The organism is Diplocloster modestus, assembly GCF_019042245.1.
GTDB classification, from domain to species: domain Bacteria; phylum Bacillota; class Clostridia; order Lachnospirales; family Lachnospiraceae; genus Diplocloster; species Diplocloster modestus.
In genome coordinates this window covers 13637-34083 of the sequence record NZ_JAHQCX010000026.1, presented here as the reverse complement: position 1 = coordinate 34083, position 20447 = coordinate 13637, and the positions used below count along the sequence as shown (strand labels likewise).

Annotated in this window: 18 protein-coding genes and 1 tRNA gene; 9 read left to right on the top strand and 10 right to left on the bottom strand. The window is 44.8% G+C overall.

Features of this window, described 5'->3' with window-relative positions; all coding sequences use genetic code 11:
• Positions 1 to 21 precede the first annotated feature (21 nt).
• Both KTH90_RS23415 and KTH90_RS23410 read right to left on the bottom strand, forming a co-directional pair.
• A complete protein-coding gene (locus KTH90_RS23415; protein WP_158355402.1) occupies positions 22 to 405 on the bottom strand; it encodes a hypothetical protein in 384 nt (127 codons plus the stop codon).
• Positions 406 to 969: 564 nt separating this feature from the next.
• On the bottom strand, positions 970 to 2271 hold the full coding sequence (locus KTH90_RS23410; RefSeq protein WP_158355404.1) for a sensor domain-containing diguanylate cyclase: 1302 nt from the start codon (positions 2269 to 2271) through the stop codon (positions 970 to 972).
• 317 nt (positions 2272 to 2588) lie between these two features.
• On the opposite strand from KTH90_RS23410, the gene KTH90_RS23405 reads away from it, so the two are divergent.
• From KTH90_RS23405 to pdxR, 6 genes are all read left to right on the top strand, one after another.
• Positions 2589 to 2661, top strand: a tRNA-Thr gene (locus KTH90_RS23405).
• A gap of 257 nt (positions 2662 to 2918) precedes the next feature.
• Positions 2919 to 3083 carry a hypothetical protein gene (locus KTH90_RS23400; RefSeq protein WP_238727539.1) on the top strand — a complete coding sequence of 55 codons (165 nt, stop codon included), beginning with the start codon at positions 2919 to 2921 and terminating at the stop codon, positions 3081 to 3083.
• A gap of 302 nt (positions 3084 to 3385) precedes the next feature.
• Positions 3386 to 4423 (top strand): XdhC family protein, encoded by a 1038-nt coding sequence (locus KTH90_RS23395; protein WP_158355406.1) that lies wholly within the window; start codon positions 3386 to 3388, stop codon positions 4421 to 4423.
• 82 nt (positions 4424 to 4505) lie between these two features.
• Positions 4506 to 5672 carry an SAM-dependent methyltransferase gene (locus KTH90_RS23390; RefSeq protein WP_158355408.1) on the top strand — a complete coding sequence of 389 codons (1167 nt, stop codon included), beginning with the start codon at positions 4506 to 4508 and terminating at the stop codon, positions 5670 to 5672.
• Between the two features lie 320 nt (positions 5673 to 5992).
• Positions 5993 to 7654 (top strand): glutamine--tRNA ligase/YqeY domain fusion protein, encoded by a 1662-nt coding sequence (locus KTH90_RS23385; RefSeq protein WP_158355410.1) that lies wholly within the window; start codon positions 5993 to 5995, stop codon positions 7652 to 7654.
• Positions 7654 to 9066, top strand: a complete 1413-nt coding sequence (pdxR, locus tag KTH90_RS23380; RefSeq protein WP_158355412.1) for a MocR-like pyridoxine biosynthesis transcription factor PdxR — start codon at positions 7654 to 7656, stop codon at positions 9064 to 9066. The genes KTH90_RS23385 and pdxR overlap by 1 nt, the downstream gene beginning before the upstream one ends.
• Positions 9067 to 9243: 177 nt before the next feature.
• Here the strand turns inward: pdxR and KTH90_RS23375 are convergent, their stop codons facing one another.
• From KTH90_RS23375 to KTH90_RS23365, 3 genes are all read right to left on the bottom strand, one after another.
• The gene (locus tag KTH90_RS23375) at positions 9244 to 9732 is read right to left on the bottom strand and encodes a hypothetical protein (protein ID WP_158355414.1); all 489 of its coding nucleotides are present in this window, start codon (positions 9730 to 9732) and stop codon (positions 9244 to 9246) included.
• Positions 9733 to 9833: 101 nt separating this feature from the next.
• The gene (locus KTH90_RS23370) at positions 9834 to 10640 is read right to left on the bottom strand and encodes a histidinol-phosphatase HisJ family protein (RefSeq protein WP_275061488.1); all 807 of its coding nucleotides are present in this window, start codon (positions 10638 to 10640) and stop codon (positions 9834 to 9836) included.
• 34 nt (positions 10641 to 10674) lie between these two features.
• Positions 10675 to 11592 (bottom strand): ArsR/SmtB family transcription factor, encoded by a 918-nt coding sequence (locus tag KTH90_RS23365; protein WP_158355416.1) that lies wholly within the window; start codon positions 11590 to 11592, stop codon positions 10675 to 10677.
• 268 nt (positions 11593 to 11860) lie between these two features.
• On the opposite strand from KTH90_RS23365, the gene KTH90_RS23360 reads away from it, so the two are divergent.
• Entirely contained in the window at positions 11861 to 13243 is a 1383-nt protein-coding gene (locus KTH90_RS23360; RefSeq protein WP_238727538.1) for an alanine/glycine:cation symporter family protein, read from the top strand.
• Between the two features lie 91 nt (positions 13244 to 13334).
• Complete coding sequence (locus KTH90_RS23355; protein WP_158355418.1) at positions 13335 to 13814, top strand: COG2426 family protein; 480 nt, start codon at positions 13335 to 13337, stop codon at positions 13812 to 13814.
• Positions 13815 to 13915: 101 nt separating this feature from the next.
• On the opposite strand, the gene KTH90_RS23350 is transcribed toward KTH90_RS23355, so the two are convergent.
• From KTH90_RS23350 to KTH90_RS23330, 5 genes are all read right to left on the bottom strand, one after another.
• On the bottom strand, positions 13916 to 14518 hold the full coding sequence (locus tag KTH90_RS23350) for an alpha/beta hydrolase (RefSeq protein WP_158355419.1): 603 nt from the start codon (positions 14516 to 14518) through the stop codon (positions 13916 to 13918).
• 781 nt (positions 14519 to 15299) lie between these two features.
• Entirely contained in the window at positions 15300 to 15848 is a 549-nt protein-coding gene (locus KTH90_RS23345) for an RNA-directed DNA polymerase (protein WP_238727547.1), read from the bottom strand.
• 366 nt (positions 15849 to 16214) lie between these two features.
• Positions 16215 to 17183 (bottom strand): RNA-dependent RNA polymerase family protein, encoded by a 969-nt coding sequence (locus KTH90_RS23340; RefSeq protein ID WP_158355423.1) that lies wholly within the window; start codon positions 17181 to 17183, stop codon positions 16215 to 16217.
• Positions 17184 to 17330: 147 nt separating this feature from the next.
• Positions 17331 to 18185 (bottom strand): KilA-N domain-containing protein, encoded by an 855-nt coding sequence (locus tag KTH90_RS23335; protein WP_158355425.1) that lies wholly within the window; start codon positions 18183 to 18185, stop codon positions 17331 to 17333.
• 331 nt (positions 18186 to 18516) lie between these two features.
• Positions 18517 to 18825, bottom strand: a complete 309-nt coding sequence (locus KTH90_RS23330; protein WP_158355427.1) for a recombinase family protein — start codon at positions 18823 to 18825, stop codon at positions 18517 to 18519.
• 388 nt (positions 18826 to 19213) lie between these two features.
• Between KTH90_RS23330 and KTH90_RS23325 the strand changes: the two genes are divergently transcribed.
• A complete protein-coding gene (locus tag KTH90_RS23325) occupies positions 19214 to 20386 on the top strand; it encodes a galactokinase (protein WP_158355429.1) in 1173 nt (390 codons plus the stop codon).
• Positions 20387 to 20447: the final 61 nt, after the last annotated feature.

The following is a 20447-nucleotide window of genomic DNA, read 5'->3' as shown; positions in this document are numbered from 1 at the left end:
AAAATACCTCCCTTTTTTGATTTAAAGCCAGACTTCGAAGTAACGGCCGGCCGGTTCGTAACGAGTCTTCAGCGTGTCGTGTTCATATCTCAGAAGATCGCAGATCTGGTAAATGTAATAGCAGTATTCTATGTTTCCTTTGCGGATCTGGCGCAGTACGTCGTTTATGTAATATTTGTAGCGCTGGTATTGGGTGTCACCAGATTCCGGCAGGCTGTATATTCCGCTGATACGGATGTGGCTGTTTCCGCCTTTCATTTTTGTGCTGCCGGATGGGATGGTCTGCTGCTTCAGGTCCGTAAAAAGGTACTGCCATTGCTCGTTGGTGAGCTCGGCCGGCGGGATTCCAAACTGACGGACGCAGGGGCTGGGACCCGGGCCTGGGTGGTTTGCTGTGTGTTCCATTCTATTTTCTCCTTCCAGATATCGTTATAAGATTGTTCATTTGCCGTGCTGATACCATTTGTAGATGGTAATAAATGGAAAACGAACGTATGTACGATTATAATACATCGAAACACATATCGTGTCAATATGTGAGATAAATAAAAATAATTACGGAAAATTGTTCTATTTTTTTCTTTGGATTTGACACATAAAGTGAATTGTTTTAATTATTTATTGAAATTAAATTTATAAATATTTACTGAACAATTGACTTTTTAGAACATATGTTCTATAATATTGATATAGTAAATAACGTAATGATTTGTATTAAAGTTTTGGGATGGAACCACTGATGGAATGAAATTAGGTTGAGATAGGTTGAGATAGGTTAAAATCTTTGGAAACGATTAAAGAATTATAAAAGCTTAAAGCTTTGGGAACAATTAAAGAATTATATATAGATTTTGTTAAATTACAAAGAATGAAAAGGTTTGTAACAGACCAAGAAGATACCAACATCTTCATAAAAACAGGAGACCCCGATCGAGTCTCCATTTATAAAAAACATACTATTTCTAATGATTATGATTCATGAAAAACAATAGTATTCCGCCCTTTTTTCTTCGCCTGGTACAGAGCCTGGTCAGCTTCCCGGTACAGCGTGTCAAAGCTTTTCCCATCACCCTGATACATAGCGCCGCCCACACTGCAGGTTACAAAGATTTCCCTGTTGTTTTTCACTTGATATAATGGAACCGTCCGAAAGATCATCGAAGCCCTCTTGCTTGCATCTGCCTGTGAGTTGACATTTTTCAACAGGATCAGGAATTCATCTCCGCCGATTCTGCCGATTACGTCATCTTTGCGGAAGAGCAGTCTTAACATTTCCGCTATTTTTTGCAGTACGGTATCACCAAAGGGGTGGCCCAGCTGATCGTTGACCTGTTTGAAATGATCCAAATCAATAAACAAAAGAGCATGGTTTTTCAGGGGCGCGGAATCCCCGATGCATTCGATGATCTGAGAAATGGTGCTTTCCCTGTTATAAAGTCCGGTCAGAGTATCGATTTCTGATTTTATTTTTAAACGCTCTTTATCCCGGATTTCCTCGTCCAGATCATTTAATACGACCGTTATTCGTAAAGAGTTCGTTATTTTGGAGAAGTAAAGACGAGCCTTGAATTCGATCCATTTATAATCCGCCTTGCTGACCAAAAGATAGGTAATATGGCTGAAATCTCTTTCCCCTTCCTTATAAAAATGAGTCAATTTTTCAATGTCAAAAAAATTTAGAAACGCTACCGCATAATCATTATGAATCATGCGGACAGCCAGAAATTTCATAGTCTCCGAAAAGGTATCGGCTTTTATCATGCGATGGGATAAGGAGGACCCTTCCGCGATCAATAATTTATCCAGGGTTAAATCTGCTTCTATTACACCTTCAAACATCTGGCGGGAAAGCTTACGGTTTTCTCTTTCCTCTGCTAACTGCACCTGAGCGGTTACATCACGGCCCACCCCATAGATCCCGATTACTTTTCCTTCTGGATTTCTTATCGGATATTTTGAAGTGGAAGAATAGCTCTTGCGGCCATTCTGGTCCGGGATCGGTTCGATTTGATCTTTCATTGGAAGGCCGCTTTCCAGAAGCTTTAGATCATCCTGCGTGTAACGTTTGGCCAAATCCGGTTCAAAAATATCAAAATCAGACTTACCGGCCAGCTCGTTCGCAGTTTGATGTCCAACCATGTTCGCGAAAGCCTGGGAGGCGGAGATATAATTCAGGTCAGTATCTTTTATAAAAATCAGATCCAGCGTATTGGCCAGATAAGACTGGAAGGTCAGCAGCATAAAAGTATCGTTATCATTTTGACTAATCATAGAAAATAGCTCAACTCCTGCTCAGATAATTTTTTATAAAACGTTCCGAACTTTCTATAAGTAAAAGTAAATTCCACGATGTCGATTCTTGAAAGACGGTAAATAGCAATTTACAAACAAATTTGTTATAAGTTTAACATAAAGAAAATGAGATGTCGAATATTTTAATTATGTTTAAGAATCACGATTGAGAAACAGGGGTGTTCAGAAGCAATTATATATTTATCGAATTGTGTAAAAAAAATACAGAATTTTGGAAAAATAATATTGACAATTAGTAGGAGCATATAGTATAGTATACAAGGTTGCTGAAACACGCTGTCATAGCTCAGACGGTAGAGCGCAGCATTGGTAGTGCTGAGGTCACGAGTTCGATTCTCGTTGACAGCTTATTGGAAAGACTTTCCAGGGAATTTATCCTTTGAGAGTCTTTTTTTGTTTGGTTTATATATGATCTATTGCCTTCATACATTTTATCCCACATATATTGAATACTAAAATGGAATACTAGCTAATAGGTGTTAAAGGCTAATCCGGATCTGCGGATATCATATTTTACAGTTTTCGCTGATCATCTGCCTTTAAAGCATGTATTAAGAGTACCTGTATAAAGAGATAACTAAAAATCACACATATGGAGGGAAAACATGAGCCAAAAAGAAACAGAAAACAGAAAAGACCAGGAAGTCCAGGCCCGAAAAAAAGAAAATGAAGAATTCAACAGCATCACGAATAAAGTGAAAGTAGAAAACCAAAACCAGAGGCATAACGCCCGCAAAGAAGGTATCGGTGCCATTTACAAAAAAAGATGAGCGTAAGTTCAGACCATTTCTAAAAGCCGGTGGAATCATCCATCGGCTTTATCCTTGCCTAATAATAGAAAACGGCCTTATTCTTTGAGTTTTTTCATATAGTATGTTAGTATTTATAAATAATTAGATTCGTATGATCGCATTTTTAATAATGTAAAATCCAGGTCACCTCATACGGAACATATTTCATCGAACCGAAAGCCAGTGTGGAGTCAAAGAATGGCTATAGATTGACAGAGAGACTAGGAAGCCATAGATAAGCCATAGAGAAAGCCAGCCAGATAAAAAGGAGGAATTGTACTGTGAATACGCAGTTACTGTATCAAAAATTATTATCCACCCTCAATGCAGGCACCTGCTGCCAGATCCTATCCAAATACGCGTCAGATGCCGGCAAGCCGGCCGAAAAGCTGTTCCTGCCATCCGAAAACGAAGAGGAATTTGCCGCTCTGTTTCCAAATGGCATGACAACCGTAGAAGAGACGGAGGGAACCGTCACGATCCGGGAACCGTTTTTTCCGGAAGAACGGCTGATCATACTGGGCGGAGGCCATGTGGCTCTGGCATTGGTGGAATTCGCCGCCAGAGTTGGATTCACAGTCACGGTTGTGGATGACCGTCCGTCGTTCGCCAGCACAGCGCGTTTTCCACTGGCCAGGCATGTTATCTGCGACGCTTTTCCAAAAGCAATAAAAGAACTGCAGATCACAGCTTACGACTATGTGGCGATTCTCACCAGAGGGCACAGATACGATCTGGACTGCTTGCGGATGATCTTAAACGGAACACAGCCTTATTACCTGGGCATGATCGGATCAAAACGGCGTGTAAGCGGGATCAGAGAAATGCTGCGGGCAGAAGGCTGTACAGAAGACACTCTATCGCGTCTGTGTGCTCCGATCGGATTGAATATCGGAGCGTTGACACCGGAAGAGATCGGAATCTCCATCGTGTCGCAGCTGATCAGCAAGAGAAGGCTCTGCGAAGTGACGGAGGCTGAGAAAAATCATAAAATCGTAAATGGTTCCGATGTGGATTTTGAGGTGTTGTCAGAACTGGCTGCAGCAGACAGAGGCCCTAGGGCAGTAGTAACCGTGATTTCCTCGAAAGGCCCCACCCCCAGAAAAGCAGGAGCGAAGATGGTGATCTATCCCGACGGACAGTTGGTCGGCAGTATCGGTGGGGGATGCAGCGAACACGAGGTGATCGTACGCGCGCGGAAGCTGATCGGCACAGGTGCGTATGAGTTCTTCCCTGTGGACTTAACCGGTGATGTGGCGCAAGAAGAGGGAATGGTCTGCGGAGGAATATTGACGGTGCTGCTTGAAGATCTGTCCTGATAATTTTAAGGACCATTTATGGATACCATAATGTATAAATTTACCATTTTCTTGCAACACTCTAACAAAGGAGTGAGCAAGCATGAAACAAGAAATGAATTTCATCGTAAAATATCTGGAAAAATTTGATCAGGTGCCATTCTGTGTGGCGATGGATCAAAAGGAATACCGGATCGGAGCCGGAGACCCGAAATTCCGGGTTGTGATGCGTAACCCGATCTCAAAGACCGCGCTGCTGACCAGTACGTCACTGGCGCTGGGGGAATCCTACATGAAGGGGGACCTGGAGGTGGAAGGAGATCTTTTCGCGGCTCTGGATCTGTTCCTGGGGCAGATGGAACGGTTCATGACTAATAAGACAGTACTTCATAAGCTGATCCACACCTCCACCTCCATGAAAAACCAAAAAGCGGAGGTATCCTCTCATTATGATATCGGAAATGATTTTTACCGGCTGTGGCTGGACGAGACGCTGTCGTATTCCTGCGGATATTTTGCGAAGCCTCAGGATACACTCTATGAGGCGCAGATGGGAAAAATCCACCATACGCTGGATAAGCTGGAACTGGAAAGAGACATGCTGCTGCTGGATATTGGCTGCGGCTGGGGATACATGCTGATCGAAGCGGCGAAGAAATATCACGTGAAGGGAATCGGTATCACGCTCAGCGAGGAACAGTGCAAAGCCTGCCGCCAGCGGATCGAGGAGGAAGGACTGCGCGGGGAAGTCCAGGTGTATGTGATGGACTACCGTGAACTGGCCGGCTCCGGTATGCAGTTTGACCGTGTGGTCAGTGTCGGGATGCTGGAACATGTGGGCCGGCAGAACTATGAACTGTTTTTAAAAAGTGTGGACTCCGTCCTGAAACCATCCGGCCTGTTCCTGCTGCACTATATCAGCGCGCTGAAAGAACATCCGGGAGATCCCTGGATTAAGAAATACATTTTTCCGGGCGGAATGATACCTTCCCTGCGGGAAATGATCCAGTTGTTTGGCGACCACCGGTATTATACTCTGGATGTGGAAAGCCTGAGGCGGCACTATGTGAAAACTCTTCTCTGCTGGAGAGACAATTTTGAAAAACACCGGGAAGAAATCGCAGAAATGTTCGATGCGGAGTTCGTAAGAATGTGGGAACTTTACCTATGCAGCTGCGCGGCTTCCTTCGATAACGGAATCGTGGATCTTCATCAGATTCTTCTGTCCAAGGGAGTGAACAACCGGATTCCCATGACCCGGCCCTGTTAGGGAGCTCTGTCAGATCAGGATTTCGGCAGGAGCATGGAGCTTGCAGGGGCATGAAGTCTGCAGAGTTGATGAAAAATGTAGGTTTGCAGAGTTTATAGAGTTTGTGAAAAAATACTTTTCCAATACTAAGGTTTATGATATGATGATATATAGCATTCTGAAGAGAAGTGAAAGGATACCGGCGGAGTAACAGACGCCGGTATCCTTATCCGGTCTGAGCGCAGCCGTAAAGTATCATCAACCTGGCCTTAAACGCGGAACGCAGCAGTCCGGAAAATAAAAAACAGAAGATCATCGGAACGAGGAGGGCGTAATTCGCTATGGAAGAAACAGTTTCCAAAAATTTTATTGAACAGATCATTGAGAAGGATCTGGCAGAAGGGCATTGTACCGCAGTATGCACCAGGTTCCCGCCGGAGCCCAACGGATACCTTCATATAGGACATGCCAAGTCCATCCTGCTGAACTACGGTCTGGCAGAAGAGTACCATGGGAAATTCAACATGCGGTTTGACGATACGAACCCGACCAAGGAAAAGGAAGAGTTCGTGGAGTCCATAAAGGAAGATATCAAATGGCTGGGAGCGGACTGGGAAGACCGGCTGTATTTTGCTTCCGACTATTTTAAGAGGATGTACGAGGCGGCGGTTACTCTGATTAAAAAGGGAAAGGCCTTTGTGTGCGACCTGACGGCGGAGGAGATCCGGGAATATAGGGGAACGCTGACGGAACCGGGGAAGGACAGCCCATACCGGAACCGCAGTGTGGAAGAAAACCTGGACCTGTTTGAGAAAATGAAAAACGGCGAGTTCGCGGACGGGGAGAAAGTGCTCCGGGCGAAAATAGACATGGCTTCCCCGAATATCAACATGCGGGATCCGGTTATTTACCGGGTGGCCCATATTTCCCATCACCGGACAGGCGATCAGTGGTGTATCTATCCGATGTATGATTTTGCGCATCCGCTGGAGGACGCGTTCGAAGGGGTGACCCATTCGATCTGCACATTGGAATTCGAAGACCATCGGCCGTTGTATGACTGGGTGGTGAAGGAGGTCGGTTTTGAATGCCCTCCCAAGCAGATCGAATTTGCGAAGCTGTATCTGACCAATGTAGTGACCGGCAAGCGGTATATCAAGAAGCTGGTGGAAGAAGGAATCGTTGACGGCTGGGATGACCCGCGTCTGGTATCCATCGCCGCGCTGCGCCGCCGGGGCTTTACGCCGGAATCCATCAAGCTGTTCGTGGATCTGTGCGGTGTTTCAAAGAGCAACAGCTCTGTGGACTATGCGATGCTAGAGTATTGTATCCGGGAAGACCTGAAACTGAAGAAACCCCGGATGATGGCGATTCTGGATCCGGTGAAGCTCATTATCGATAACTATCCGGAAGGCCAGGTAGAATATTTCGATGTGCCCAATAATCTGGAAAATGAGGAGCTGGGCAGCAGGAAAGTTCCATTCAGCCGTGAACTGTATATTGAGCGGGAAGATTTTATGGAGGAGCCTCCGAAGAAATATTTCCGCCTGTTCCCGGGAAATGAAGTACGCCTTATGAACGCCTACTTTGTCACCTGCGTGGATTATAAAAAAGACGAGGACGGCAGGATCACCGAGATTCACTGTACCTACGATCCACAGACCAGAAGCGGCTCGGGCTTTACGGGACGCAAGGTTAAAGGGACGATCCACTGGGTATCCGCCGCACAGGCCATACCGGCTCAGGTTCGGCTGTACGAGAATATCATCGATGAGGAAAAGGGCGTCTATAACGAGGACGGTTCCCTGAATCTGAATCTCAATTCACTGACCGTATTAAAGAACTGTTTGCTGGAGCCGGCATTCGCAGAGGCGAAAGCCTATGACAGCTTCCAGTTCGTCCGGCAGGGGTACTTCTGTGTGGATGCTAAAGATTCCAAACCGGATGCTCTGGTATTTAACCGGATCGTTTCGCTGAAGAGCTCATTCAAGCTGCCGAAATAATGCAGGAACTGACGATGGAGCTTGACGGTAAAAGCAGGACTCCGCTCTATGAACAGATCTATGAATTTATAAAATCAGAACTGCAGGCAGGGACGATACAGTACAAAGAAAAACTGCCATCCGCCCGCGCGCTGGCCGCACACCTGGCGGTGAGCAGAAGTACGGTGGATCTGGCCTATGAGCAGCTCCGCTCAGAGGGTTATATAGAAGCGGTACCCTGTAAGGGATATTTTGCCTGCCAATTAGAAGGGGTATTCCGCTTGGATGAGAATCCCGGAATCCGGCAGAGGGAAGACTGTGATCCGCGCAAAGACTATCTCTATGATTTTACGCCGAATGGAGTGGATCTGGAGCGGTTTCCGTTCAATATCTGGAGAAAAATCAACAGACAGGTCCTGTCTGAGGAACATACGGACCTCTTTTTGCTGGGAGATCCCCAGGGGGAGGCTGGTCTGAGGGAAGCCATCGCGCGGTATCTGCATCAGGCCCGGGGCGTAAACTGTACACCGGAACAGATCGTGATCGGTGCGGGTAACGATTATCTGCTGATGCTTCTGTCCCGTATCTTGGGGACAAAACGGCAGGTGGCGATGGAGGATCCCACCTACCGGCAGGCTTACTGCGTTTTTGAAAATCTGGGATACTCCATGTGCGCCGTGGAAATGGACGCCATGGGAATGATGGTGGAGGAGCTTGAAAAGACGGAGGCTGATCTGGCCTATGTCATGCCTTCCCACCAGTACCCAATGGGAATCGTTATGCCGATCGGCAGGAGATATCAACTGCTGCAGTGGGCAGCACAGCGGGAGAACCGGTATATTATCGAAGATGATTATGACAGCGAATTCCGTTATAAGGGAAAACCTATACCGGCTCTGCAGGGATATGACAGGAAGGGAAAAGTAATTTATCTGGGGACCTTCTCCAAATCCATTGCACCTGCCATACGGATCAGCTATATGGTCCTGCCGCCGGCCCTTTGCCGGTTATATGAACGGACGGCTATGCTGTTTTCTTCTACGGTTTCCAGAATCGATCAGCGGACGCTGGAGGTATTTATCCGGGAAGGTCATTTTGAACGTCATTTAAACCGGATGCGGACGGCCTATAAGGGCAAGCACGATCTTCTGGTGGAGCACTTAAAGGAACTGAAGGCCGTGTGCAGTATTTCAGGAGAACAGGCAGGCGTACATCTGCTGGCCCGGTTTGAGGACGGGAGAACGGAAAAAGAATTAATCGACGCGGCCCGGGAGCATCGGATAAAAGTATACGGACTGTCTGAGAATATCGTACGGCATCATGAACGGGAGGACGCTGGCAGTCAGCCGGCCGGAATTATACTGGGCTATGCGGCGCTGAGTGAAGAGCAGATCTGTCGGGCCACGGACATTTTAAACGCAGCCTGGCTTTAAGTACCATGAATTATTTCCGATCCGCCGCTGAGCGATCCCTTGGAAGTTTTTTAATCAATAGGAGCGCTTTCCTATAAAAAATGGGCTTTGCAGTTAAACTGCCAAGCCCATTTTTTTAAATCAATCCACCATCTGCAGCTAAAACTGCTAAGACATGGGGGAACATTTTGTTCAACCTTATTTATCCAGGGTATCCTCTTCTAATTCAAAGTCCAGATCCAGATCGTCAAACTCCGGGAGATCATTTTCCAGATCCGCGATCTCTTCCGGAGTCAGAGCATCCTCCAGCTCGATCCCCTCGATATCGGGATCGGCTTCGTCCTCATCTTCCAGTGCAGCAGATAATTCATCATCGGCATGAGACTCCGTTTCGGCAGGTTTCTCATCATCGGCATGAGACTCCGCTTCGGCAGGTTTCTCATCCTCTGCCTGCGTATCAAATTTTAACGGTACATATTCTCTGGAGGCTGTGGAGGAACCCTGCTCCTCATCCATAAAATCAACATCCTCGTCTTCCTCTTCCAGATCATCATCGAAATCATCATATTCATCCTTGCAGGAATCCAACAGCTGCCTGTATTTTTTATAATAAGCGATACCTGCGGCCACTGCCGTACCAATAATCGCAGTAGCGGCTAATAGTTTGCCCCAACCCTTCTTTGCCATATAAAAATCTCCTTCCTGTTCCTATCTAGTTTATGCATTTATCAACATTGTAATACTATTTTTTACAATTGAAAAGGGATTCTATAGAAAAATTCATTTTGTTATCTAATTTTAATAAATTCCGGTTTCCGGTTTCGGAACACAGTATAATAGCGGAAACCACACCCGGTCAGCAGTTCCTCCAGCTGTGGGAAGGAATAAGCGATGTGCTCAGGCCGGTGGGCATCGCTGCCGATCGTCAGGATTTCCCCGCCCAGCTCTTTGTAGCGTTTCAAAATATCTGGATGAGGATTCGGCTGTCCAAGGCCATATTTAAATCCGGCGGTGTTCACTTCGATTCCCACTCCCCGATCGATCAAAGCCTTCAGGATCGCATCCAGAACATCCCGGTAGGCTTCATAGGAATAATACCGGTCCTGATTCGGACCATACCGTACCACATAATCCAGGTGGCCATACACCTGATAACCATCAAAGGCAACTATATTTTCCACAATGGATTCAAAATATTCCCGGTAGCCTTCCTCCTCGGTAATACCCTTGAAATAGGACTTTAAAAAGGGATCTTTTCCGTGGGCCAGGTGGGAAGAGCCGATGATGAAATCAAAGGGATATTTCCGTACATATTCCTGGTAGCCTTCCGCCAGATGAGGCTGGAGCCCCAGCTCGATGCCCAGCAACAGTTCGATCTGGCCGCTGTATTTTTCTTTGTATTTCAGGTAATCTTCCACATAAGGAGTTGTGTCAAAGTGCCATACTTTGCCGTCGGTTTCGTAATCCCAGTCCTGGTGGTCCGTCAGGCAGATGCGATTTAAGCCCAGCTGTATGGCGCCCCGGATCATTTCCTCCATTGTGCTGTCGGAATCTGGAGAATAACTGCAGTGTAAGTGAAAGTCGGAACGTATCATGGATTTTGCCTCCTGATCTGATGAGAAATAGTTGTCAATAAAATAATTTAAGTTCAAGATTCTGGGGATAATCTCCGAAGCTGTCACCGAAGATATTCACACCGCCGATATTTGGGGCGTCCTCTTTGATGCCGATTCGCACCGAAATATAAGGGCTGTCGGCCAGAGCGTAGTCTTCCAGAGGGCGAGGACTGACCTTCGCGCCGTTCAGATAAGTCCCGTTCCTGGTAAAGCGCCAGGTCTTGAGCTTCCCGTATTGGGAATTCTTATTGGGCCACCAGTCGGGATTCAGTTTTCCCCGCCTGCCTCCGAAGTCCGACGGGCAGGTCCAGGTACCGGCGTCCAGGCCGTTCACCCACAGGGTAATGTCCGAAGGGCAGTCCAGATTATAATCCACGGTCTCCGAACAGAGCTCCGCGGATAGTTCCATACTCTTTAAACGCACATTCTGCAGGGAGGCGTTGGGAAACCGGTATTCCACATACCCGGAACCGAACCAGAGAAGCTTGGCTTCAGAGCGCTTAGGATTATAAAAGACACGCGGCTCATCCTCCTCATCGATATGCCCCGCATTGCTGACGATCCCGCAGGTGGGCGTCACCTGATAATCCACGAAGCTTCCAATGGGCATGCTGATGACCTCGGATTTCTGTGTCTCTTCCACGGGAGGATCCAGTGAGATGTGCAGCAGGTCCAGCTGACGGCAGCATATTTTCATGGAGCCCCGGGTAGCTGGTTTCAAGGATGTCGTGATCAGGCCGCTTTCCTCCAGCACCTTGACATGCATGGCGGAAGAGGAGGCAGGGATATCCAGCCGTTCGGCGATCTCATTCACATTCAAAGGCTCTTTGCCCAGCAGCCGGAGAATCCGGATCCGGATATCCGAGGACAGAGCCTTACCGATCAAAGAAAGCCGTTCGTCATTTAAATCTATCGTTTGTTCCTGCAACATAGAAAAATCTCCTTAAAGGTTGTAATATAACAGGATTCTTGTTTTGAAAACATTGTAACACATGACACCGTTTTGTCAACCATAAGTCGGGTATGGGGAAATTCTTAAAGTTTTCCGGAGGCGGAATTCTTAACAGTTTTCTGACTTTCCAGGAATTGGAACTTATGATATACTTAGACTGTTATGCTGATTTTAACAGTATGGACGGTAAGCATGATATGCGAAAGAAAAAGTTTGTGGGGTGTGAGATAACGTGGATATTCAGGAAATGATAAAACGTGTCAATGATTTCGTGTGGGGACCTGTGATGCTGGTTCTGCTGGTTGGAACAGGGGTTTTCCTTACGGTGAGGCTTCATTTTTTGCCGTGGAGAAATCTGCCGCATGCATTCAAAGCGATCTTTTTGAAATCGGAAGGGGAGAGCGAAGGGGATATTTCTCCGTTCCAGTCGTTAATGACGGCGCTTGCGGCTACCATAGGAACCGGAAATATCGTTGGTGTCGCTACGGCCATGGTGTCCGGCGGGGCAGGAGCTCTGGTTTGGATGTGGCTGTCCGCATTGTTTGGTTTGTCCACGAAGTACGCGGAGAGTGTCCTTGCGGTGAAGTACCGCACTGTAAATGCGAACCAGGAGATGGCCGGCGGACCGATGTACGCCATGAAAAATGGATTCAAGATCAAATGGATCGGGTCGGTGCTGGCTTTTTTATTTTCCCTGTTTGCGGTGCTGGCCTCCTTTGGGATCGGTAATCTGACACAGGCGAATTCCATCGCAGATGCGGTACATACCACCTTCGGCGTACCGGTATGGGTTACCGGGGCGGTAATAACCCTGCTGGCTCTGCTGGTGCTGATGGGCGGTATCAAGAGTATAGGACGCGTATGCGGGTTTATTGTTCCGATTATGGCGGTATTCTATTTCCTGGCCGCACTTATTACGATCCTGCTGAATCATGCGAATGTGGCGGAGGGAGTCGGTGAGATCTTCCGGATGGCCTTTTCCGTCAAGGCGGTAGCCGGCGGCGTGGGCGGGACGATCGTGGCCGGTATGTTCCAGGCAATGCGCTGGGGCGTGGCCAGGGGCGTCTTTTCCAACGAAGCGGGCCTTGGCTCCGCGCCGATCGCGGCAGCGGCGGCGAAGACGGATCACGCATCCCGCCAGGGATATATCAATATGACAGGCACATTTCTGGATACCATCGTCATGTGTACCATGACGGGCCTGGTGATCGCGTCTTCCGGTGTGCTGGGTGTCACGGACGCAGCCGGTAAGGCGGTTGACGGCGCGCAGCTGACGATCCAGGCATTCTCTACCGCCATGGGACCCGCCGGAGCGTGGGTTATCACCATCGGGATCGCACTGTTTGCTTTTTCCACTATCCTGGGCTGGGAATACTATGGGGAAAAAGCATTGGAATATCTGGTGCGTTCAACAAAGGCTAACAAATTATACCGGCTGGTCTTTTCGCTTGTGGTATTTCTGGGGGCGACGACCACACTGCAGATGGTCTGGAATATTTCGGATACAATGAACGGTCTGATGGCGATTCCGAATCTGATCTGCCTGCTGGTTCTGAATAAGTCAGTGGCCGAAGAATGCTTTGATTACCAGAAAAATGTACTGAAACGGAACAAGAAGGATTATATATGATATATCGAAAAGAATAATTCAGAAAGGCTTATGGCTGAACAAAAGTTCACCCACACCTATCTGTGCGGAAAGACGCACGTTTGGAGGAAAAATGTTTATAAAATATTTTTGGGTATTTTTCATTTCTATGGTACCGCTCATTGAACTGCGCGGAGCGATTCCATTTTCACAGGTGGAAGGACTGCCGCTGTTTACGTCCTATGTAGTTGCGATTCTGGGCAATATGCTGCCGGTGCCTATTATCTATCTGTTTGCCAGGAAAGTCCTGGAGTGGGGAGCGGATAAACCGGTGATTGGAAAGTTTTTCCGTTTCTGCCTGGAAAAAGGAAAACAGGGAGGAGAAAAACTACAGGAAAAAGCAGGGCGCGGGTTATTTATCGCATTGCTGGTGTTTGTGGGAATACCATTGCCTGGGACCGGGGCCTGGACCGGCACGCTTGCCGCCAGTCTTCTGGATATGGACTTCAAATCCAGTGTGCTGGCCGTCATGGGAGGCGTTCTGGTAGCCGGTGTAATCATGGGTCTGGCCAGCGCGGGAGTTCTCGGATTCCTGAACAATATTATTTTTTAAGAAACAAAGAGTAAAGAGCCTTTCCGGCAATCTGTTATATGTCCATATTTGCTCCGGCGTGTTCCAGCCCGGATCGTAGGTTCATGCAGGCCCGCTGTAAGTCAGACGATTGCTTTCTTCATCCACTCATCTAAAAAAGCGATCTGCTCCTCGGTATGAAACCAATGTTCCCCGTTTTCCATTATTGTAAGATTAGCGCTATGAGTATCAACAAAAGTATCTACTGTTTTACGGGAGGTGAGGTTGTCTTTTCCGGCATACAGAATTTCTGTGAAAATATCCCATTTTATTGGATTCTCTCTGACAAAACATAAATATTTCCATGACAGTGTCTCACCAAAATCCGTTGGAATTTCCTCTTTTTCATAAAGCTCAGTTTCCGACACATTGGCCCATTTCATCATGTCAAGAATAAGTCTCTCCATATCCAATACAGGTGAGATAAACAGCGCTTTTTTAATTTCGGAATTTTGTAATGTGTGCATTGCGAAATAGGCGCCTATGCTGTTGGCAATGATATAAATCTGTTCATACTCATGATGCAGCTTATCATACGCTGTCTTGATTTGTTTTTGCACAATCCATGGAAAATAATCTTTGTAATCCACACCGAATATATCAAACCCGAAACAATTTTTTCTATATTGTTCCGCTTCCAAATGACTTCCGCCTTTTCCATGGATGTATAATATAGCCTTTTTCATAATATCACCTGAGGGATTTTCGTTTCCACCAATTCCCTTGCTTCGTCCGTCCATTTATAAGTCAAACACGATGAGTCTCCTGCTGGCGGAATAATAGTATTAATTAGTTGTATTAAAAGTATATCACAACAATTTCCTAATTGAAATTGTTTCATAGAATTTTGTTGTCACAATCTCCGCCACCTTTATGTCAAACCCACGATAAAAAATCGTCTGCCGGATCAGAAATGCCCAGACTATTGTTAAAAGGGTATTTCTGCTCTTGGTTTGGGTAATGCGGATAAACATACTGGGCAACTCAAATTAATCTATAGGAATTTCATTATATGGGTAACGTGCCATTCGATTATTTTTAACACTGCACAGATTTAAGTATTGTGAGAAATTCAAAGAGACAATCTTAAATCTTTAGAGTCGCCCATATCAATTACCTTTTATATTTTAATCAATACTCGCATATAGCCCATATCGTGAGCCTTTGTATTTCTTAAATAATGTTCGTTGGAATGTGCGATACGTAAGGGTTTCGCTAATTCTTGTGCTATTGTCCCAATTGAAGAAACCCACTTTTGTATTGAGAAACTCACAAATCATCATTGCAATTTTCTTATTAGGAAAGTTTTTGGGGTTCACCGCTGCATCGTTTCTTATGCAATCAATAACATTTTGTATTTGACTTTGACAACTGTTATCAAGCAATGTACAGTTGTGGAATATCAACACATACCAGAATTCGTCTTGGAGCATCTGTTCATGTGGCGATATTCTGCCAATTCTGTCCTTAATAATCAACTTTATTTTTTGCCGTAGCTTTGCTGTGAAAGCATTTGTCAATTTTATCCGCAAGTATCCGTGTCTTTTCTATCCAATTACTAAATGTCGCAGGAGTGTCGCACTCGATGTATTTTAGCTCATTGAGATTTAGCATATACTTACCACCCACGTTCCGGTAACTTTTTACAATCGACTCTCTGGCTTGCGGAATATTTGTAAAAATATACAGATCATCAACATAGCGAAAAACTCTGTAATCCTTCTTCCACTCATACCCCTCCTGCGCAAGTGCAAGGAATACCTCTTTGTCAATCTGTTCAAGTAAGATTTCTGCAATCAAACGAGAATATTCCGGCCCGACCACAATGCCATTCGAGGATTTACCATTAATATTCATCAACATTCTATCAATAGTCAAAAATAGACTTGAATTACTGGCACTTTTAGAGTCCACCACATTACGCTCCATTATCCATGCAAAGACATGGGAATAGATACTATCAAAGCAGGACTTATAATCTATCTTTGCAAAATGTGTGTACTCATAATTGCACATTCGCCAATTTCGGGAGGCAGTAAATGAGTTGAGAGAATCAAAGGGGTATACCTTGAAGTAACTCCCAGTCTGTTGCAAAACACTTTTTCCGAGTTTTCGAGTGACGTTTTGTATGTATCGCGTGGTTTTACTGGAACGGGTTTTATAATATAAATCATTGCATTTCCGATGGTAACGAATTGAAAACCGATGATTTTCTTCAAAAAAATATAAAATGTCCTTTTCAAAGCACTCCATAAAGAGATATATATTCAGAGCGGAAAATGGCTGAATAAGGCTCATACGCCTCAGAGAATCGTTTCCCTTAAGAATGTTGTATCTTAGTGGCATTGTTCCCCATTCATTATCAAAAATTTTCTGATCGCTTTACGCAAAGGCTAATATTCTATGGCGCATAAGCTCTACATCGTTGTTTTGTTTATAGTCTTCAATAATTTCCTCTATTCGCCCACTATATTTACTTTGCTTCTCTGTAGTTATTCCGTACTGCATTGCTGTTTTCCCTTTTGCATCTGTTTTGAAAAAGAATTCATAACCTAAGAAGTCTACTGATGACCAGGTTGCAGTTAAAGAACGCCGGGTTATCATGCTGAACTTCGATGGGTTGAACTTAGTTTTGCATGGAATACTGGTCGTAATGCTCGCATCGTGGTAAATTTGCCAGAGGGAATCATTCAAGATTTTCTCACAGGCACTCTGTTCCAAGTGCTGATTTAGGATGATGATAGTATCATCAATATATCGTTCGAAAAAGAGTAACCCATATTGTGAAAATGCTTGCCGAATAAGTTCGTCAAACTTTGTGGCAATTATCTCTGCGAACAGATTTGAAGTATGTAGTCCTGCATATGAATATTTCGTCTGACTGGCGAACGTAGAAATAAGTTCCGTTTCGGCGCGGTTTGTCATTTGACCCTTTATGTACTTCTCAAAAACATAAGCAGATGATACAGAATTGAAATAGTCCTTATAATCACACTTAATAATGGTAAACTCCGACATCTGTTTAGATGCTTTAAAAAAATCGAATAGTGTATGCACAGCCTTGTTCTGATTTGGGTATTTTATCTTGAATATTCTATCCAATATCTGTTTTACATATTGACATAGGATATTTTCTGTTGAAAATAGCTTGTATAGTTTAACTTGACGTTTTTTGGCACCTTGTTTCAAGACCATAGAATTGTAGGTTGAAAAATTATAATTACCACTATTCAAATCGGCAATAGTTTGTACTGTATATGCTTCAATTTGCTCGTCATCAATTTTGGCACTAACTGGAGCATTAGCATTAAGATACTTGACTGCCCGTTGTATTTCATTCATGATTCTCATAGTAATCCCCCAATTCCACTCCATGTCTAAAGGCTACTAAACAACTTCCTTTTTGTACTATTAATTCAATTAATGTTAAACGCATAACTATACATTGTTAAACTGTTATCACAATTTCACTATATCTTTATAATTAGAACTACCTAATTATTTTGAATTATTGTATTGTTCTAACCGTTTAACTCCTGTCGATTTCAATAAAGATGTCATCTGTTCCTTTGCAATTCGATTTAATTCCACCAACCGGTCATTACAGCTTATCCCACGCTTAATCATCTCAGCATTTAAACTCTCCATGTTAGATAAAACAATAAGTTGCTGAAGCGTAGCATGGTCGCGGACATTACCATCCAATCCAGGATTAGAATCACGCCACTGCTTTGCTGTCTTTCCAAACATTGCTACATTTAGAACATCTGCCTCCGTTGCATATGTAAAACTCTGATATTGCTTGGGAAGCTCCGGAACAATCAGATGCTCTTTGATTGCATCTGTATGAATCCGATAATTAATTTTAGAAATTTCACGGTTCATATTCCAGTTCAGTGACAGCCGGCTATTTTCATCCGCTTTCAGCCTCTGATAGTCCGTAATAATATAAAGCTTGAATTCAGCAGAAATCCAGGAAGCAAACTCAAAGGCAATATCTCTATGGGCAAAGGTACCGCCATTTCTCCCGGATTTAGAGTATATCCCAATCGCTGCGGTTGCCTCAATCCAGCGCTTGGGAGACAGCGTAAATGCATTTGAACCAGCTCTTGCTTTAAACCCCTCGAATTCGAGGGGTTTAAAATCCGAATTATGCAGCGATTCCCACAGCCCCAAAAATTCAATAACATCGCGGCTTCGCATCCAGTTTTGAATGGTAGCTGCCGGATCTTCACTTTTGTATTTTGCAATATCCGTCAACGAAATATAGTCATCGTAGCCGCCGTCAGAGACAACGGAAATTTGCATTCCCTTGGCACTAATCTGAGCCTTTAACATTTTATCAGTCTCCATGTAACCCTCCGTTTTTCTGAGATATATCAATTTAAGCCGCAATAATACTAATTACTTCGCATCAAACTCAACAATCATTTTTTTGTCCGTAAAAACAGTAATCTTCAATAAATAGTGACTCACAAGTTTTTCAAAAGCAGCTTGTTCCTTTTCGGCATTGCAAAACATTTGAAATTGTTCTAACGTAATTCTTATTTACTCTAGAACTTCTCCCCAGGGGATTCTGATTCGTCACACCAACTACGCTGTCCCAGCCATCATTAATAGAAATGAATCTTACTCTTTTGAGAGGTAAGAACTGTTCAAGATAAAATCCTGTCTCTATAAAATTTTAGCCAAAGCGTGACAAATCTTTTACAATTACACAGTTTATTTTTCCTGCCGCAATATCATCCAGCATCTTTTGAAAGCCTTTGCGTTGAAAAGATATACCGCTTTCATTTTCATCAATATAACAGCCCTCACGCTCCATCACATCCTGCTGAAGAATAAAATCCTCAATCAGATGCAGCTGACCTTCAATCGAGTCAGATGGCTGACCTGTTTTCTCAACAGAAATCCGAGCATAAGCGGCAACTCTGTATTTCTTAGTAATCGGTTTGGTACTTACAACAATATTTTTTCTGCTTTTTCTGGCCATAATATAGCTCTTCTTTAGAATAAAGGACTATGGTACTTTTATCATACCATAGTCTAAAGATTTACACATTATTATTTTTAATCTTACTTAATGTGACGGTAACGGATATCGTTTTAAAGGCGTTTTTATCATATCTTGTCGAAAATCTGCTTCCACGACCTTAGCCATACAGTGAGAAACAATATGCACCAACGGACAGTCAACTTCTATACCGTGAGCGGAACTTGCTTGAACGCAGATGTTTATCAACAGTTTGGTAAATATAACGAATACTTTTCATATATAGAAGAGAAAATTTCTATTTACAAATGGGCAATCTGTGTTATAATGAGCTCATAAACAGGAAAAATGTTTTATAACAGAAAAAATGAAATAAAGGAGATGCGTCATGAAAGAGCAATTGATGGGGAAGTTTGCAGAGCTGTTCGGAGGGGATGGAGATATCCGGGCTTACTTCGCGCCGGGGCGGGTCAATCTGATCGGAGAGCATACGGACTATAACGGAGGGCATGTATTTCCCTGCGCCCTGACCATCGGAACCTATGCCATAGCCAGAAAAAGACAGGATCAAAAACTTTGCTTTTATTCCATGAATTTTGAGCAGCTTGGCATCGTGGAGTCCGGGCTGGACGAACTTACATACGGAAAAGAGGCGGGCTGGACGAATTATCCGAAGGGAGTTATATGGGCGTTCCGGTCCAAAGGCTTTTCTATAGAGCAGGGATTTGACCTGCTGTTGTACGGTAATATACCCAACGGTTCGGGGCTTTCTTCCTCCGCGTCAGTCGAAGTGGTGACCGGGGTGATACTTAAGGATCTGTATGGATTCGACGATGTGAGTATGACACAGATCGCGCTGTATGGCCAGTATTCGGAAAATAAATTTAACGGAGTCAACTGCGGAATCATGGATCAGTTTGCCATTGCTATGGGGAAAAAAGATCATGCTATTTTCCTGGATACCAGCGATCTGGCCTATGAGTATGCGCCGGTCAAGCTTGAAAATGCCAGGATCGTGATCGCCTGCAGCAATAAAAAGCGGGGACTTGGGGATTCTAAGTATAATGAGCGCAGGAGTCAGTGTGAAGCCGCGCTGGCAGATATTCAGAAGGTAAAGAAAATAGAGGCTCTGGGAGAGCTTACGGAAGCGGAGTTCGAAGAAGTGAAAGGAGCGATATCGGACCCGGTCTGCCGAAGACGCGCCAGGCATGCGGTTTATGAAAATCAACGGACCATCCGGGCGGTGGAAGCGTTAAAGGCAAATGATATCGAACAGTTCGGAGCGCTCATGAACGCATCCCACGTCTCTTTGCGGGATGACTATGAGGTGACCGGGATAGAGCTGGATACCTTGGCTGAGGCGGCCTGGGAAGCGGAAGGCGTCATTGGATCGCGTATGACCGGAGCCGGGTTCGGCGGATGCACGGTAAGCATTGTTCAAAATGATAAGACAGATGCCTTTATTGAGGAAGTGGGCGGCAGGTATTTAAAAGAAATCGGATATGCCGCGGATTTCTACGTGGTGGATATCGGAGACGGAGCAGGGAAACTGGAAAATTAAGTTGTTTGAAGGATTATGGATACAGTAAACAGAGGAACCTGATATTTAGAAGAGATTCTGA